This window comes from Epilithonimonas hominis, assembly GCF_003730015.1.
Taxonomy (GTDB): domain Bacteria; phylum Bacteroidota; class Bacteroidia; order Flavobacteriales; family Weeksellaceae; genus Epilithonimonas; species Epilithonimonas hominis.
In genome coordinates this window covers 1-15,174 of sequence record NZ_RJTU01000017.1, presented here as the reverse complement: position 1 = coordinate 15,174, position 15,174 = coordinate 1, and the positions used below count along the sequence as shown (strand labels likewise).

15 protein-coding genes are annotated in these 15,174 nt (G+C 34.5%); 3 read left to right on the top strand and 12 right to left on the bottom strand.

Annotation, left to right across the window (positions count from 1 at the left end):
• Window positions 1-305: 305 nt before the first annotated feature.
• Window positions 306-3,134, bottom strand: coding sequence for an excinuclease ABC subunit UvrA (uvrA, locus tag EGH73_RS02585; protein ID WP_123280547.1), 2,829 nt, complete (start codon window positions 3,132-3,134; stop codon window positions 306-308).
• 151 nt (window positions 3,135-3,285) lie between these two features.
• Here uvrA and EGH73_RS02580 point away from each other — a divergent pair, with 151 nt between their 5' ends.
• Complete coding sequence (locus EGH73_RS02580) at window positions 3,286-4,080, top strand: S1/P1 nuclease (protein ID WP_123280546.1); 795 nt, start codon at window positions 3,286-3,288, stop codon at window positions 4,078-4,080.
• A 149-nt stretch (window positions 4,081-4,229) separates the two neighbouring features.
• Here EGH73_RS02580 and EGH73_RS02575 read toward each other — a convergent pair whose 3' ends face one another.
• The 11 genes from EGH73_RS02575 to EGH73_RS02530 all read right to left on the bottom strand — a co-directional run bounded on the left by EGH73_RS02575 (window position 4,230) and on the right by EGH73_RS02530 (window position 13,595).
• A complete protein-coding gene (locus EGH73_RS02575) occupies window positions 4,230-4,718 on the bottom strand; it encodes a GNAT family N-acetyltransferase (protein ID WP_123280545.1) in 489 nt (162 codons plus the stop codon).
• A gap of 11 nt (window positions 4,719-4,729) precedes the next feature.
• Window positions 4,730-5,653: a UbiA family prenyltransferase gene (locus EGH73_RS02570; protein WP_123280544.1), complete on the bottom strand. Its 924-nt coding sequence runs from the start codon at window positions 5,651-5,653 to the stop codon at window positions 4,730-4,732.
• Window positions 5,654-5,722: 69 nt separating this feature from the next.
• A complete protein-coding gene (locus EGH73_RS02565) occupies window positions 5,723-6,649 on the bottom strand; it encodes a mevalonate kinase family protein (RefSeq protein ID WP_123280543.1) in 927 nt (308 codons plus the stop codon).
• A gap of 97 nt (window positions 6,650-6,746) precedes the next feature.
• On the bottom strand, window positions 6,747-8,222 hold the full coding sequence (locus EGH73_RS02560; RefSeq protein WP_123280542.1) for an MFS transporter: 1,476 nt from the start codon (window positions 8,220-8,222) through the stop codon (window positions 6,747-6,749).
• A gap of 96 nt (window positions 8,223-8,318) precedes the next feature.
• The gene (locus tag EGH73_RS02555) at window positions 8,319-9,500 is read right to left on the bottom strand and encodes an acetyl-CoA C-acyltransferase (RefSeq protein WP_123280541.1); all 1,182 of its coding nucleotides are present in this window, start codon (window positions 9,498-9,500) and stop codon (window positions 8,319-8,321) included.
• A 7-nt stretch (window positions 9,501-9,507) separates the two neighbouring features.
• Window positions 9,508-9,906 carry a hypothetical protein gene (locus EGH73_RS02550; protein WP_123280548.1) on the bottom strand — a complete coding sequence of 133 codons (399 nt, stop codon included), beginning with the start codon at window positions 9,904-9,906 and terminating at the stop codon, window positions 9,508-9,510.
• 222 nt (window positions 9,907-10,128) lie between these two features.
• Window positions 10,129-11,214 carry a porin family protein gene (locus tag EGH73_RS02545; RefSeq protein WP_123280540.1) on the bottom strand — a complete coding sequence of 362 codons (1,086 nt, stop codon included), beginning with the start codon at window positions 11,212-11,214 and terminating at the stop codon, window positions 10,129-10,131.
• 62 nt (window positions 11,215-11,276) lie between these two features.
• Window positions 11,277-11,960, bottom strand: a complete 684-nt coding sequence (locus EGH73_RS02540) for a hypothetical protein (RefSeq protein ID WP_123280539.1) — start codon at window positions 11,958-11,960, stop codon at window positions 11,277-11,279.
• Window positions 11,941-12,324, bottom strand: a complete 384-nt coding sequence (locus EGH73_RS14140; protein ID WP_262605432.1) for an RNA polymerase sigma factor — start codon at window positions 12,322-12,324, stop codon at window positions 11,941-11,943. The genes EGH73_RS02540 and EGH73_RS14140 overlap by 20 nt, the downstream gene beginning before the upstream one ends.
• Window positions 12,325-12,339: 15 nt before the next feature.
• Window positions 12,340-12,501, bottom strand: coding sequence for an RNA polymerase sigma factor (locus tag EGH73_RS14135; protein ID WP_245985383.1), 162 nt, complete (start codon window positions 12,499-12,501; stop codon window positions 12,340-12,342).
• 104 nt (window positions 12,502-12,605) lie between these two features.
• Complete coding sequence (locus EGH73_RS02530; RefSeq protein WP_123280538.1) at window positions 12,606-13,595, bottom strand: hypothetical protein; 990 nt, start codon at window positions 13,593-13,595, stop codon at window positions 12,606-12,608.
• Window positions 13,596-13,715: 120 nt separating this feature from the next.
• Between EGH73_RS02530 and prfB the strand changes: the two genes are divergently transcribed.
• A complete protein-coding gene (gene prfB / locus EGH73_RS02525) occupies window positions 13,716-14,828 on the top strand; it encodes a peptide chain release factor 2 (protein ID WP_123280537.1) in 1,113 nt (370 codons plus the stop codon).
• 53 nt (window positions 14,829-14,881) lie between these two features.
• Window positions 14,882-15,124 (top strand): hypothetical protein, encoded by a 243-nt coding sequence (locus EGH73_RS02520; RefSeq protein WP_123280536.1) that lies wholly within the window; start codon window positions 14,882-14,884, stop codon window positions 15,122-15,124.
• The last annotated feature ends 50 nt before the right edge of the window (window positions 15,125-15,174 follow it).

Sequence of the window (15,174 nt, the reverse complement as noted above, 5' to 3'; positions counted from 1 at the left end):
AATAATATACATTTTACCGAAATAAAAAATCCGCCTCAAATTTTGTTGTGAGACGGATTCATTGTTATATCGCTATCAAGAAACAAATTTATTTATTCTGTCCCGGCGCAAATGGTCTGGCTCATTTAGTTCCGTAAATCTTTTTCGCTTGTCCTGGAGGGACTGATTTTCCACTTACCGTTCTAGCACCTGTTGTAGTTCTTATTTCACAAGATATGATACTAAGAGAGAAAACAACAAGTGAAAGATAAATTTTAAATGATTTCATAACTATTTTTTGTACAGAATCACAAATCTGATACCAATCACATTTCTTTCTTCAAAAACTTCGCTGTCAAACTTTTTTTGGATTTAATTACTTCTTCTGGTGTTCCTTCTGCAATGATTTGTCCGCCGTGTTTTCCACCTTCTGGACCAACATCAATAATATGGTCAGCAAGTTTTATAACGTCCATATTATGTTCGATGATGATGAAAGAGTTTCCTAATTCTACCAATTGTTCAATCGCTTCCATCAGGATTTTTACATCTTCAAAATGAAGTCCCGTTGTTGGCTCATCCAAGATATAAAGTGTATTTCCGGTTTGTTTTTTGGAAAGTTCGGTTGCCAGTTTTACACGTTGCGCTTCTCCTCCACTCAATGTTGTGGATTGCTGTCCAATCGTGATATAACCCAAACCAACATCTTTCAAAGTCTTTACTTTATTAAAGATTTTCGGAATTGGTTGGAAGAATTCTACCGCTTCATTAATCGTCATATCCAAAACATCAGAAATCGATTTTCCTTTGTAACGTACTTCCAGAGTTTCGCGGTTGAAACGTTTTCCGTGGCAGGTTTCACAATGAACATAAACATCCGGAAGGAAATTCATTTCAATTACTTTCAAACCGCCACCCTGACAAGTTTCGCATCTTCCGCCTTTCACATTAAAAGAAAAACGTCCGGCTTTGTAACCACGGATTTTACTTTCTGGCAATTCAGCAAAAAGATTTCTGATATCGGTGAACATTCCCGTGTAAGTTGCGGGATTGGAACGTGGCGTTCTTCCGATTGGACTTTGGTCAACATCTACAATTTTGTCGATATTATCAATGCCTTCGATACTTTTATATGGCAAAGGTTCTTGGATTGCTCTGTAAAAATGACGATTCAGAATCGGGTACAAAGTTCCGTTAATCAAAGATGATTTTCCACTTCCCGAAATTCCTGAAACAACTACCAATTTTCCAAGCGGAATCTCAAGCGTTACATTTTTCAAATTATTTCCGGTTGCACCTTTCAGAACAATTGATTTTCCGTTTCCTTTTCTACGTTCAGCAGGAATTTCGATTTTACGTTTTCCTGTGATATAATCGGCTGTGATTGTATTGGCTTTGGTAATGTCTTTCGGATTTCCTTGCCAAAGAATTTCTCCACCGAACTTCCCTGCTTTTGGACCAATATCCAAAACGTGGTCGGCTTCCATAATCATATCTTTGTCGTGCTCCACAACTAAAACCGAGTTTCCAATATCACGAAGATGTTTTAACGAGTTAATTAATCTTTCGTTGTCACGCTGATGAAGACCGATCGAAGGTTCGTCCAAAATGTAAAGTACATTTACCAATTGAGAACCTATTTGAGTTGCCAAACGAATACGCTGAGATTCTCCTCCAGAAAGCGTTCTTGAGCTTCTACTTAAACTCAAATAATCCAAACCAACATCCAAAAGGAACTGTAATCTGGTTTCGATTTCTTTGAGAATTTCGTGAGCAATCAATTTATTTTTATCACTGAATTTATCCTTAACATCTGCCAACCAATCTTTAAAATCCAATAAAGACAAAGCATTAACTTCCGCAATATTTTTGCCATCAATTTTGAAACTCAAACTTTCCTGACGAAGACGCGCGCCTTTACAAGTTGGGCAAGTCTCTTCCGTTGTGAAATTTCGTTCCACTAAAACTGCATCGTAATTTTCTCTTTCTTCAACAATCTCTTCAAGGATTTTCACTAAACCTTCGAAATTGATTTTAATTTTTTTAGAGATTCCGGCGTGTTTCAGTTCTTTGGTCACATCACTGCTGTAGCCATAGTAAATATATTCCAAAGCTTCCTTCGGAATATCTTTAAACGGCGTTGCAAGCCCAAGATCAAAAATTTCTAAAATTAATTTGATTTGAGACAGAATCCATTTGTTGGATTTGAGTTGCTCCAGTGGCAACAATGCGCCTTGGTTGATTGATAATTTATCATTGTCTACGAAATAATCTGTATTGACTTTTTTAATCGTTCCAAGACCTTTGCAAGTCTCGCAATGACCTTTCGGAGAGTTGAAAGAAAAAGTGTTCGGTTCTGGTAAAGCCAAAGAATCCCCTGTTGAATCGTCCATCAAATTCTTACTGAAAAAGTGAACTTCATCTTGTCCCATTTCTTGAATCGCAATGATTCCTTCTCCCATTTCCAAAGCCGTTTTAAGCGATTTTGGCATTCTGGCTTCGGAAGCATTTTCTCCGATAATCCAACGGTCAATCACCACTTCGATATCGTGAGTTTTGTATCTGTCAAGTTTTAAATCGTATTCAATATCTTGTAAAACACCATCAATTCTCGCTTGTGAATAACCTTTTTTGGAAAGATGAATGAACAATTCGTGGTAATGTCCTTTTCTGGAACGCACAACTGGAGCCATCAAATAGACTTTTTTCCCTTTGAAGTTTTCTTTGATGGTTTCCAAAATCTGGTCTTCCGTATAACTTACCAATCTTTTTCCAGAACTCATAGAATAAGCATCCGAAACTCTGGCGAACAGAAGTCTCAGAAAATCATATAGTTCTGTAATTGTGCCCACGGTTGAACGTGGATTCTTATTCGTGGTTTTCTGCTCAATAGCGATTACTGGCGACAGACCTTCAATTTTATCAACATCCGGACGTTCCAATCCACCCAAAAACTGTCTTGCGTAAGCCGAAAAAGTTTCGATGTAACGGCGTTGTCCTTCAGCAAAAATCGTGTCGAAAGCCAAAGAGGATTTTCCGCTTCCGGAAAGTCCTGTAATAACAACCAATTCGTTTCTTGGGATTTTTACAGATATATTCTTGAGATTGTGTTCTCTAGCACCGTAAACTTCGATAAAATCCTGATTATCTTTCATTAAATTATTCTCATTCTGGGAAAACGCAAAAATACGGAAATTAATCGACGATTACGCTTTAGCCGAACTTAAGTTTAATAATATTTAACACTGTTTTTTAGGGAATAAAACTTAAGCTAGAACTATCTTTGCAACTTGAAAGAATTAAAAAATGAAACGTATTTTATTAAAATTTGCATTTGCAGCTTGTATTTTGTCATCACTTTACTCTTTTGCTTGGGGATTGACGGGACACAGGATTGTAGCCGAAATCGCGCAACATCATTTGAGTTCCAAAGCTCAGCGAAATATCAAAAAATTGTTCGGTGAGCAGAAAATGGCTTACTACGCCAACTGGTCAGATTTCATCAAATCTGACACAACGGGAGTTTGGAAAGAAACCTCGTCTTGGCATTATGTAAATATCAATCCACAAAAGAATTTTGAGCAATTTAAAGATTCTTTATCTATACAGAAATCTCCGAATCTTTATACTCAAATCAAAAGTTTGTCGGAAAAAATCAAGGATAAAAATGTTTCTCCAAAAGACAAAAAAGAGGCTCTGATGTTCCTGATTCACTTGGTCGGCGACCTGCATCAGCCTTTGCACGTTGGTAGAGCTGCGGATTTGGGTGGAAACAAAATCAATGTGACTTACTTTGGACAAAATACCAATTTGCATTCGCTTTGGGATTCTAAATTGGTGGATGACCAAAAATATACTTATACAGAATTTGCGAATCTTTTAGACGTAAAATCAAAAGATGAAGTGAAGCAAATCCAAAGCGGAACTTTGGAAGAATGGTTGTTTGATAGTCATAAAATCGCTAATTCAATCTATTATCAGACGCCGAAAGATTCAAAATTGAGTTATGCTTACAATTACCGTTTTGAATCGACACTTGAAAGACAGTTGCTTTACGGTGGATTGCGTCTGGCAAAAGTTCTGAATGATATTTTCGGATAAAAGTCAGAAATATAATTTTGAAAACTTAAATTCTCTAAATTTTTGCTCTGTAACATTTGCTCAACCAGTACGAAAATATTTAACAAGTCCAATTTCCAAAGGTTATTGGACTTTTTTTTTTGATTGTTTCTAGACTTTTCGATAAAATATTAATCGAGTTTTTTGATCATCCAAAGATTACAACCAGAATGTCCGGAATCTCCCAAAGCCTTTTCTAGATACTGAAATCCCTGTTTTTCATAAATGGAAACAGCCTTGCTAAACTCAGGCAAACTCTCCAGATAAACTTGGTTATACCCTATTTCTTTAGCTTTCTCAAGACATTTTTCCATTAATAATTTTCCGATTCCTTTTCCTCTGGCTTCTCTTGTAAGATAGAATTTCACCAGTTCTACTGTTTTTTCCGGAAGGTTTTCTGTAGGAAAAATCCCGCAACAACCTAATATAAAACCATTTTCTTCCGCCACATACAAGGCAGAATTTTCAACTTGGAACAATGAAAATAAATCATCTGTAGTGGAATCTGTGTAAACTGTTCCACAAGTATTCTCCACATCAAAATCGTGAAAACTGGATCGGATAATTTTGGCAAGAACCGCGTTATCTTCCTTTTTATTTTTCCTTATAGTTACTGACATTTTTTACTTTTTTAAATAAGCCAAGGATATTTGTGGAAGATTCCATCAAATAACATTGCCAAAATCCCAAAGAAAATCCATAATCTGAGGAGATTCAGAGATTTAAATTTATCGTTTTTTTGATTTCGAAATAACATAAAAATGGTTCCGATAATGACTAATGTCGTTATTAAAAAATACCACGCCATTATATTTTTGAAGCCGATTCCTATACTTAGAATTACAGAAATTACTAACGTAATTATCAGAAGAACTAAAAGGATTGACCTTGTATTCTGGAATCCGATTCGGTTCGCTAGTGTATTGTAACCAAACATTTTATCAGCATTTTTTGTCAATGTATCTTTTGTAACATCGATAATGAACAACATCAGAAAAAGGAAAATTGCCAAGAATAAAATCTTGAGCGAAAATGTCTGGTAATAAATCAACATTCCGAAGAACGGATAGAGAGTTAATGATACAAAAGTAAAATTGTTAAGAACAATTATTTTGCTGAGTTTATGACTGTAAAACCACATCAAAAACTGATAAATCAAGAAGAAAATAAAAACCCTGTGTGAGACGAAAATTGCCAATCCAAGTGAGAATAAATTCAGAATGACGTAAGCGGTGAGGAAATATTTTTCTTTTAAGAAATTTTGCAATCTTGAGCGGAAAGGCTGTGTCAACTGGTCTTTTTCCTTATCATAAAACCGGTTGATAATCCCACCTGCTAAGATGCTGAGAACGGAACAGATGATAATCGAATGAACTTTGTAATCGAAGACAAAATTTCTGAAACTTTCTTCTCTATTGAACAGGAAAAAAGTGGAAACATACAATGCAAAAAGAAGCAGAACCGCCACAAAAAAATGTGCGCCCAAAAGAAAACCCATCAACTGAGAAATACGGTAAAGAGCATTTCGTGAAGTCGGTCTTACTTCGTCGTTCATTTTTTTCTTATTATAAAAAACCTTTCAAAGATAGACGATGAAAGGCTTATATTACTTTTAATATTAATTTTAAAATTTGTAAATCACTTCCTTATGGAAACCTTCCAGCATCTTTTCTGCTTTTGCATAATCTTTTGCAAAACCAAGGATGTAACCTCCACCTCCGCTTCCGCAAAGTTTAAGGTAATAAGCGTTTGAATCCAGACCTTTTTTCCAAACATTGAAGAGATTTTCTGGAATCATCGGGCGGAAATGTTCGTAAGCCCAAACCGATAATTTTTTCAGATTACGAAAAAAAGGATTCATATCTTTTTTCAGAAAAGCATCAATACAAGCATTGTTATAACGGATGAACTCCTCTTTCAAAGTTTTGCGGAAACCTTCGTTCTTCAATTTTTCAAAGAAAATTTGAATCATTGGTCCAGTTTCGCCAGTCATTCCTGAATCAATCAAGAAAATAGCACCTTTGCCCAATTCTTCTTTGGGGATAGAAACTTTGTCCACACTTTCTTTGCTTTCTATCAGAATTGGAAGATTCATAAAACAAATCAATGGGTCGATTCCGGAGCTTTTTCCGTGAAAATAACTTTCCAACTGACCAAAAATAACTTTCAGGTCTTTTAGTTCGTCTTTGGAAATCGTTTCAGGGTTTCTTTTGATAAGCGAATATTTTTCGAAAATTGCAGCTACCAAAGCGCCAGAACTTCCGACACCGTAACCTTGCGGAATATTAGAATCGAAGAATAAACCTTTTGCAATATCATTTTTAAAAGATTTAACATCTAAATTATACTCTGCAGGCAATTCTAAATCTGAAAGATAGTTGGAATACTTTTTCAAAGATTGGTTTGATTTTTTTTCAAAATCGTTATCCAAGTCTGAGAATTTCAATGTTCCTTTATAAAAACTGTAAGGCAAAGTAAGACCTTGAGAATCCTCAATAATACCGTACTCGCCGAACAAAAGAATTTTTGCGTAAAATAAAGGGTTGTTCATATCGTGTTTTGATATTGCAAATTTACAAAATATTTTGTGTGAAAACTTAACAATTATTGCGCCTAAATTTTATGAATTAAATATTAATTAAACTTAATTAATTGGATTTTGTTTTGACAAACCGCACAAATATCAATCCAAGTGCAAAGAAAACAGTCATTGACAAAGCCGCATAACGCATATTATTATAATGCTCTATCAATGTGGCGAAGATGAAAGTTCCCAAAATAATCGCTAATTTTTCCAACACGTCATAGAAACTGAAATAAGTCGTATTATCCATAGAATCGTTCGGAAGCAATTTGGAATATGTAGATCTCGACATTGCCTGTAAACCACCCATTACCAAACCGATAACACCTGCAATTCCGTAGAACTGATATTCTACATTTGGATTTTCTTTGTTGAGATAATAAGCCGCAAGACAAGCTCCAATCCACATGATAACAGTAATACTAATTACATTCGTGTTTCCAATTTTCTTGGATAACCAAGAGAAAAATATTGCACCAATAATGGCTTCAATCTGAATTAACAACAATGTCATTATCAGTTTGTCCTGAGCCATATTGATTTCACTTTTTCCAAATAAAGTCGCCATCAGGAAAATCGTCTGCATCCCAACACTGTAAAAGAAAAAGCTGGTGAGGAAATGCTTCAGATTTCTATCTCCAAAAAGATGATTTCCAACTTTGAATAATTCTCTAAAACTTTGTTTTACAATGTCAATATAAAAACTGATGTTATCTCTTAAAACCTCGAAAAAACCGCCTTGTTCCGCGTGACTTTTGAAGATATTTTTATAATTAAGCAAAACCAAATCTTTAGGCAATTGATCTTTTACCTGACCAAATTGTGGCAAATGTTTGAAGGTATATTGTGAAAACCCAAACCACCAAGCGCCTGTCAACAAGAAACTAACCCTTGTATAAATCGCAGCCTGTTTTGGTGTTTCTGCACAAACTTGAATCAATACCAGACAAATCACGACCAAAATCACAGAACCAATGTAGCCGTAAACATACCCTTTTGCAGAAAGCGAATCCTGTTTATCTCGCGTTGCAATATCCGGTAGAAACGAATTATAAAAAACCAAACTTCCCCAGAAACCAACACTGGCTGTCACACTAAATAGTAAACCTAACCAAACCGTTCCCATACCAGTAAACATCGCTAGTCCCATACAGGAAGTTGCTCCCAGATAACAGAAAAACTGTAGGAATGATTTTTTATTTCCAATGGTATCTGCCAAAGAAGACAAAATGGGCGACAATAAAACTACAATTACAAATGAAAGCGTCAAGGAATAGCCATAAACCGCATCTGGCTGATATTCTTTCCCGAAAATTTTGATCAAATTTCTCACAGGAACTTTTATCCATTGTCCCGTTTCTTTCACATACTCATCTTTTTCATAAGCTGTAGTAAGAATGGAGTAATAAATAGGGAAAATCGTGGAAGTAATTACCAGTGAATAAACCGAATTGGCCCAGTCGTAGAAAGCCCAGGCACGCATTATTTTCGGGTTATTCTTTATTGAGTTTTTGGGAATTGTTTTTTCTATTTCTGACATTGGAAATATATTATTTAGACAAAAATAAAAAAACCATCAAGAAGTTGATTAAAAAATCAATCATTCTTAATGGTTTATTATTATTAAAGTAAAATCTTACTGTAGATTCTCTATCACAATTGCAGTTGCACCACCGCCACCATTACAAATGGCAGCTGCACCATATTTTCCGTTATTCTGTTTTAGAACATTAACTAACGTCACAATAATTCTGGAACCAGAACTTCCCAGTGGATGACCAAGAGATACTGCGCCACCATTCACATTAACTTTAGCATCATCTAAACCAAGGATTTTGTTATTTGCTAAACCTACAACAGAAAAAGCTTCGTTGAACTCGAAGAAATCAATATCATCTTTGGTTAAGTTTGCTTTTTTAAGAGCAATTGGTAAAGCTTTGGAAGGCGCCGTTGTGAATCTTTCCGGCTCAACCGCTGCATCAGCATAAGAAATGATTTTTGCTAATGGCTTCAAACCTAACTCTTCTATTTTTTCTTTTGACATTAGAATCAATGCCGAAGCACCGTCATTTAATGTTGAAGCATTGGCTGCAGTTACAGTTCCATTTTCTTTTTGGAAAACTGTTGGTAAAGCTGGAATTTTATCGAATTTAACCGCTTTATATTCTTCATCTTCTGAGAAAACAATTGGTTCTCCTTTTCTTTGAGGAATACTTACAGGAACAACCTCATCCGCGAATTTTCCTGCTTCCCAAGCTGCAGCAGACCTTTTGTAAGACTGGATAGCGAAAGCGTCCTGCTCTTCTCTTGTAATTTTATATTCTGACGCGCACATTTCTGCACAAACACCCATATGAACTTTGTTGTAAACATCTGTCAAACCGTCTTTCAAAAGTCCATCCTGCATTTTGATATCGCCTAATTTCACACCATTTCTTCCATCAAGATAATGAGGAACACTTGACATATTTTCCATTCCTCCGGCAACGATAACATCTACATCTCCAGCTTTAATCGCCTGAGCTGCCATTGTAACCGCTTTCATACCGGAAGCACAAACTTTATTGATAGTTGTAGATGGTGTATGATTGGATAAACCCGCACCCAAAGCAACTTGTCTTGCCGGAGCCTGACCTTCGCCAGCCTGCAAAACATTTCCCATATAAATCTCCTGAACCAAAGCCGGGTCAAGATTAATTTTGTCTAAAGCTCCTTTTACCGCAGCAGTTCCCAATTGTGTTGCAGGAACGCCCGACAGACTTCCCATAAAACTTCCCATTGGCGTTCTGACCGCTGATACAATGAATACTTCTTTCATAATATTTTTAATTTTTTATTGTTTTGATATTTTTTCTTGATGCTATTAAAATTAAGGCTACTCCTAAAAATTCGATGAACCATCCCCAAGATAATTTGACAATTCCAGCAAATGTCGATTGCCAGGATTTGAATGGTAAAAAGCTGAAATAATCCAAAGATTTTAACTTAATAGCAACAATTGTGAAAACAAAAAGCAATATCATTAAAAATGCCATTATTCTCACGAATTTACTTTTGTCAATTAGAATGAAAATCAGCGTCAATAAAGAAAATCCCCAAACCGCCATCGCAAGTGTATTATCTACTTTCCAATAATTCCAGTTTCCAACGATTGGAATATGAACCAAAGGCAAAAAACTGCCTGCCACAACCAAAAACAAACCGATTAACTGTAAATTTTTCATTCTTAAATCCTGTTTGGCAATGTAAATAAAAATTCCTGACATGCAAAAATGAATTAAGAAGATTTTCAAACACCACTTTGTCATTCTATAGGAATCTCATCAATTTAGATTCTACTGAATGACAAATATTCTGAATATCTACTTCAAAAAAAGCATACTTAGTAAAAAGTATGCTTTAATAAGAAAATAGTGTATAAGAATGTTCTATGAAAATTTATAGTTTTAAAAATCAATATTGGCAATTTCGATTCCGATTTGGACTCCGTTTTTGTTTGGCAGATTAGCTTTGTTATTGAAAATTGGAGTAAAATCTTTTTTGATAAATAAATTAACGCCACCATAACCCAGGCTGAATTTTCCTCCAAATAAGAAAGCATTCACGCCGTCATCCAACGTGTAATCGTATTTTTTGAAATTATCATTTTCGTTATGATATTTCACTTTCACAATGCTTCTCGTATTGATTCCTGCGTAAGCTCCAACTCCAATTTTCCACATTTTTTTTCTCACATCCAGATATTGTTTACCATCATACTCGGTATATTTTGGATTAAGATAAAGCTGGAATTCAATTGGTAAAGTCAAATAAACATTTCTCAATTTGGAACGTTTCAGTCTGCCTTCAGCAAAATCTTCAAGAAATAATTGCGAATTTTCCTGAACAAAAACTTGTGGACGTTTTGGCATATAAGTATCTGTTCTGTAAGCCAGACCGTATCGCAAAATCCACGGACTTGTGAAGCTTCCTAACTGTTTGTCTTTTCTGAACTGAACTTCAACGCTGTGCGAGTTCCCGATTCTCATCTCAGAATCATTCTCGAAAGGATTAAAACTGCCTTTATCCTTGGTCAAATTGGCGAAAGCATAACCCACACTTAAAGAACTCTGATTGATATATTCCTTTGGAGATTGGTCTTTCTTTTTGATTGAAACCGACAATCCATTTCCACCCAAAGACACTTCTGTTTGTGAAGCGGTTTTTCCGTTGAAAGGTTTGTCATAAATGGATTCTTTTACAGTTTCCTTGGTAATTTCGTCCAAATGATTCCTTTCGTTTTCAATTTTATCATTGATAATTGTTTCATATTTTTTGGAAACAGATTCTTTCTGAGCAATTTGTTCCTCTTTTGTGATTCTTCCGGATGCAAAAGCTTCATCGATTTTATCGATTTCGAATTTCATATTTGCTTTTTCAGTCGAAACAATGTCATTCACTTTCTCGGTATAAGATTTCATCTGATTATCAAGCGTGATTTGGGCTGTAGCAAAGCTGGAAAGCATTGCCAAAAGTAGAATTTTGAATTTCATAATAGTTTATTTATTGATTTTTAAAGGAATTATGTTATCGTGTAAAACGATTTCATAATTGTTTATTTAGTTGTTATAGAATCTTTTTCGTAGAGTGTGATTCCGAAGAGTTTAATACGTTTTGGATTGGGAAAATCAGAATCATTTTTTGGTTTTATTATATTGATTCCCATTGCAGATTTTGGGGTTTCTGTTTTAGCTTTATCGATTTCTACTCCGAAAAGTAAGTCCGACGAAGACACGTATTTCACTTTTTCTCTTGGTTTTTGAATATCAGTTTGAGCCAATTGTTCTTCCGGTTTAGAAACAATCTGAGGTTCTTCTCTTTTTATAATGTTTTCTTTTTGAGGAATTTGATTTGAAATTGATTGTTCTTTATTAACTGATTGATTCTCACTAATATTCTCAAAAGCTAATTTTTGATCCTCAGTTTCAGAATTCTTAATCGGAATCGATTTTTGAATTTCACCTGTATTTTCAGAATGCTGACGTACACTTGAAATTTGATTTTCAATTTGAGGAAATTTAAATTCTGAGCTTTCCTTAACTTTATTTTCGATTTCAGTCATCCAAGAAATCGCACCGAAATTCACAATTAGAATAATCACAGCCACAAATCTCCACCAAACCATTTTAGGCTTCTTCTCTTTCGCAGGAACTTGGTCTAGTTTTTCTTCCAATCTGTCCCAAAGACCGTCGGAAGCTTTCATTTCCTTTTGTTCGTATTTAGATTTCAGATTCTGCATTTTGTTGAATGTTTTGTTGCCCGTTAAAATAATCTTGTAACCATTTTTTTGCTTTGCTCAATTGACTTTTGCTTGTTCCTTCAGATATATTAAGGATATCTGCAATTTCCTGATGTTTCTTTTCTTCAAAAACCGAAAGATTAAAAACCAGTTTGTAACCAATTGGCATTTCTTTGAAAATCACTTCCAAATCTATATCCTGAGAAAACTCGGAAATATCTTCCGTCTGTTCTGTAATCGCATCTGTAAATTCCGTCTCTGCATACAGAATATGCTTGTTTTTACGAATAAAATTAATCGAATCATTTACAACAATTTTCCTCAACCAAAAAGGAAATGATTCATAATTTTTACAATCTTCAATCTTCGTAAAGGCTTTTTAGAAAGCATTCATCAAAACATCTTCCGCATCATCCCGATTATTAATGTAAGAATTGGCGACCGACAACATTTTCCCGGAAAACATCTCGAACAAACTCTTCTGAGCCAGCCGGTCATTTTTCTTTGCTTTGGAAAAGATATGTTGTAAATCTTGTTTCATTTTCTCTTTCTGACTATAAGACGACAATTCTTGAAAATGGTTGTCCGAAAATTTTAAATTAATTCAATTTAAAATTTAAAATACTGAAAATCAATAATAAAAATTTAATTAATTTTTATTTTATCAAAGGAAAGTTTGGAAAAAATTAAACAACTTAAGAAAATAGGAATGTATAATCTTATCTCGTACAATGCGCCTGTATAGAAACACATAAAAATATATGGCAATGAGAAAAGATGAAAAATTAAAATATTTTTTGTGGTTTGTTTATTATTGGAAACCAACAAACTAAATATAAAAAATACAATCCAGAACAGAATTCCAAATCGACTTCTGGTTTCACGAATATTTCCCAAGAAAAAATTTTCATTTCTGACATCGAAACTATCTGCAACAAACCTTACAAGAATGTAAGTCGCCAAGAAACTTATTGTTAAATATCCAATTGGGATAAGACTTTCTTTTTTCAAACCAAATAATTGATATAAAATGACGGCTGCAAAAGACAATGACAAAGCAGAAGATTCTCTGTTAAGCGTGGAAATAACCAAAATAATAATCAATAAAAGCAACAGAATATTTTTTTTATTTTCCAAATATTTCAGAAATACTAAGACGAAAGCAAACAAAAAGAAATAACTGCTACAATCATAAGGAACCAAAACAAATTGCGAAATCCCAATAGACAATGTAGAAATTGTAATGATAAATATTTTCTCCGATTGATTGGCAAGAAAATATTTGGTTTCAGTTATTAATAAAAGAATAATATTCGATAATATTAAAAAAAATGTATTGAGAAAAGCATAGGCAAAAAACATATTTGGTTGTGCATTTTTATCCCAAAAATCCATTTTCAATTTGATTCTAAATGGAAGGCTTTCTAAGAAATCATAAATGTATATCAAAAGATAAGTACTCAACCAACGGTATTGATAAACACCACTTTCATATTGCTCTTTAAAAGAATCTATATCGAACAAAGGAGCTGAATAAACATTTCCAAAAGCAAAATAAATAAAGATATTGACAATGATTGCAAATAAGCTTACAAATATGAGTTTAAAGAATAGATTAGCTTTCAAAGATTCCATAGTTTTTCAAATAATCCGTAAATATCGTGAATTTTGAAATTCCAAAAATTTGTAAGTGATATAAAAGGAACTCAATAAGTTTAAAAATCGTAAATTTGCTATCCGAAAATCAAAGAAAACGTGGTAAACACAGACCAAATAAAAGATATACAATCCAGAATAGAAGACCTTCACAAGTTTCTTGGAATCGAGAAAAAGAAAATTGAGATTGCAAATGATGACGAGAAAACTGCCGCTCCGGAATTCTGGGAAAAACCAAAAGAAGCCGAAGTTTTTCTAAAACAGCTTCGTTCCAAAAAAAAATGGGTGGAAAGCTATGAGGAAATCAAAACGCAATTCGAGGATTTGCAGGTTTTGATAGAATTTGCCAAAGAAGACCCTGATTCCGAAAAAGAACTGGACGAAACTTTCCCTCAATTGGTTGAAAAAATCGAAAATCTGGAATTCAAAAATATGTTGTCTAATGAAGGCGATGAATTGTCTGCTGTTCTCCAAATCACAGCTGGTGCCGGCGGAACAGAATCCTGCGATTGGGCAAGTATGCTGATGCGTATGTACACAATGTGGGCCGATAAACAAGGCTACAAAATCCGTGAACTGAACTTCCAAGAAGGCGATGTTGCGGGCGTAAAGACGGTAACCTTAGAAATCGAAGGGGAATTTGCTTTTGGTTATCTAAAAGGTGAAAATGGCGTTCACAGATTGGTAAGAATTTCGCCTTTTGACAGTAATGCAAAACGTCATACGAGTTTCGTTTCCGTTTATGTTTATCCTTTGGTAGATGACACGATTGAAATCAATATTAATCCTGCTGATATCAGTTTTGAAACGATGCGTTCTTCCGGAGCTGGTGGGCAAAACGTGAATAAGGTGGAAACTGCGGTTCGTCTTCGTCACGCGCCGACAGGAATTATCATTGAAAACTCAGAATCTCGTTCTCAGCTTCAGAATAAAGAAAAAGCAATGCAACTCCTGAAATCCCGACTTTATGAAATTGAGCTTGAGGAACGAATGAAAGCCAGAAACGAAATTGAAGCCGGAAAAATGAAAATCGAATGGGGTTCTCAAATCCGAAATTATGTGATGCATCCTTATAAATTGGTTAAAGATGTGCGTTCCGGATACGAAACTTCTGATGTAGATGGTGTGATGAACGGTAACCTAACCCCTTTTCTAAAAGCCTACTTGATGAATGAAGGGCAAGGTTCTGCAGATGAGATGGATGATTTGTAGAAAAGCTCAAACAAATTTGAATTTTTATTTTTAAATTTGATAAAAGATTTACAATGGACACGGATTTACAAATACAGAATAAAAAATTAGAGTTAATTCAATGGTTATCAACGATTGAAGATTTAAATTTTCTGGAAAAAATTTCTGAGTTCATTTCTCGTGAAAACAAAAAAGACTGGGCAGATCAAATTTCGGATGCTGAAAGACAATCTATTGAAAAAGGAATCAAGCAAGCAGACGCGGGAAAGCTAAATCCACATTCTAAAGCGAGAGAAATTTATGGAAAAAGGATTTGAAATTCTTTGGACTGATTTTGCTTTGGAATAACTTTGGATTAGTTTCAAAA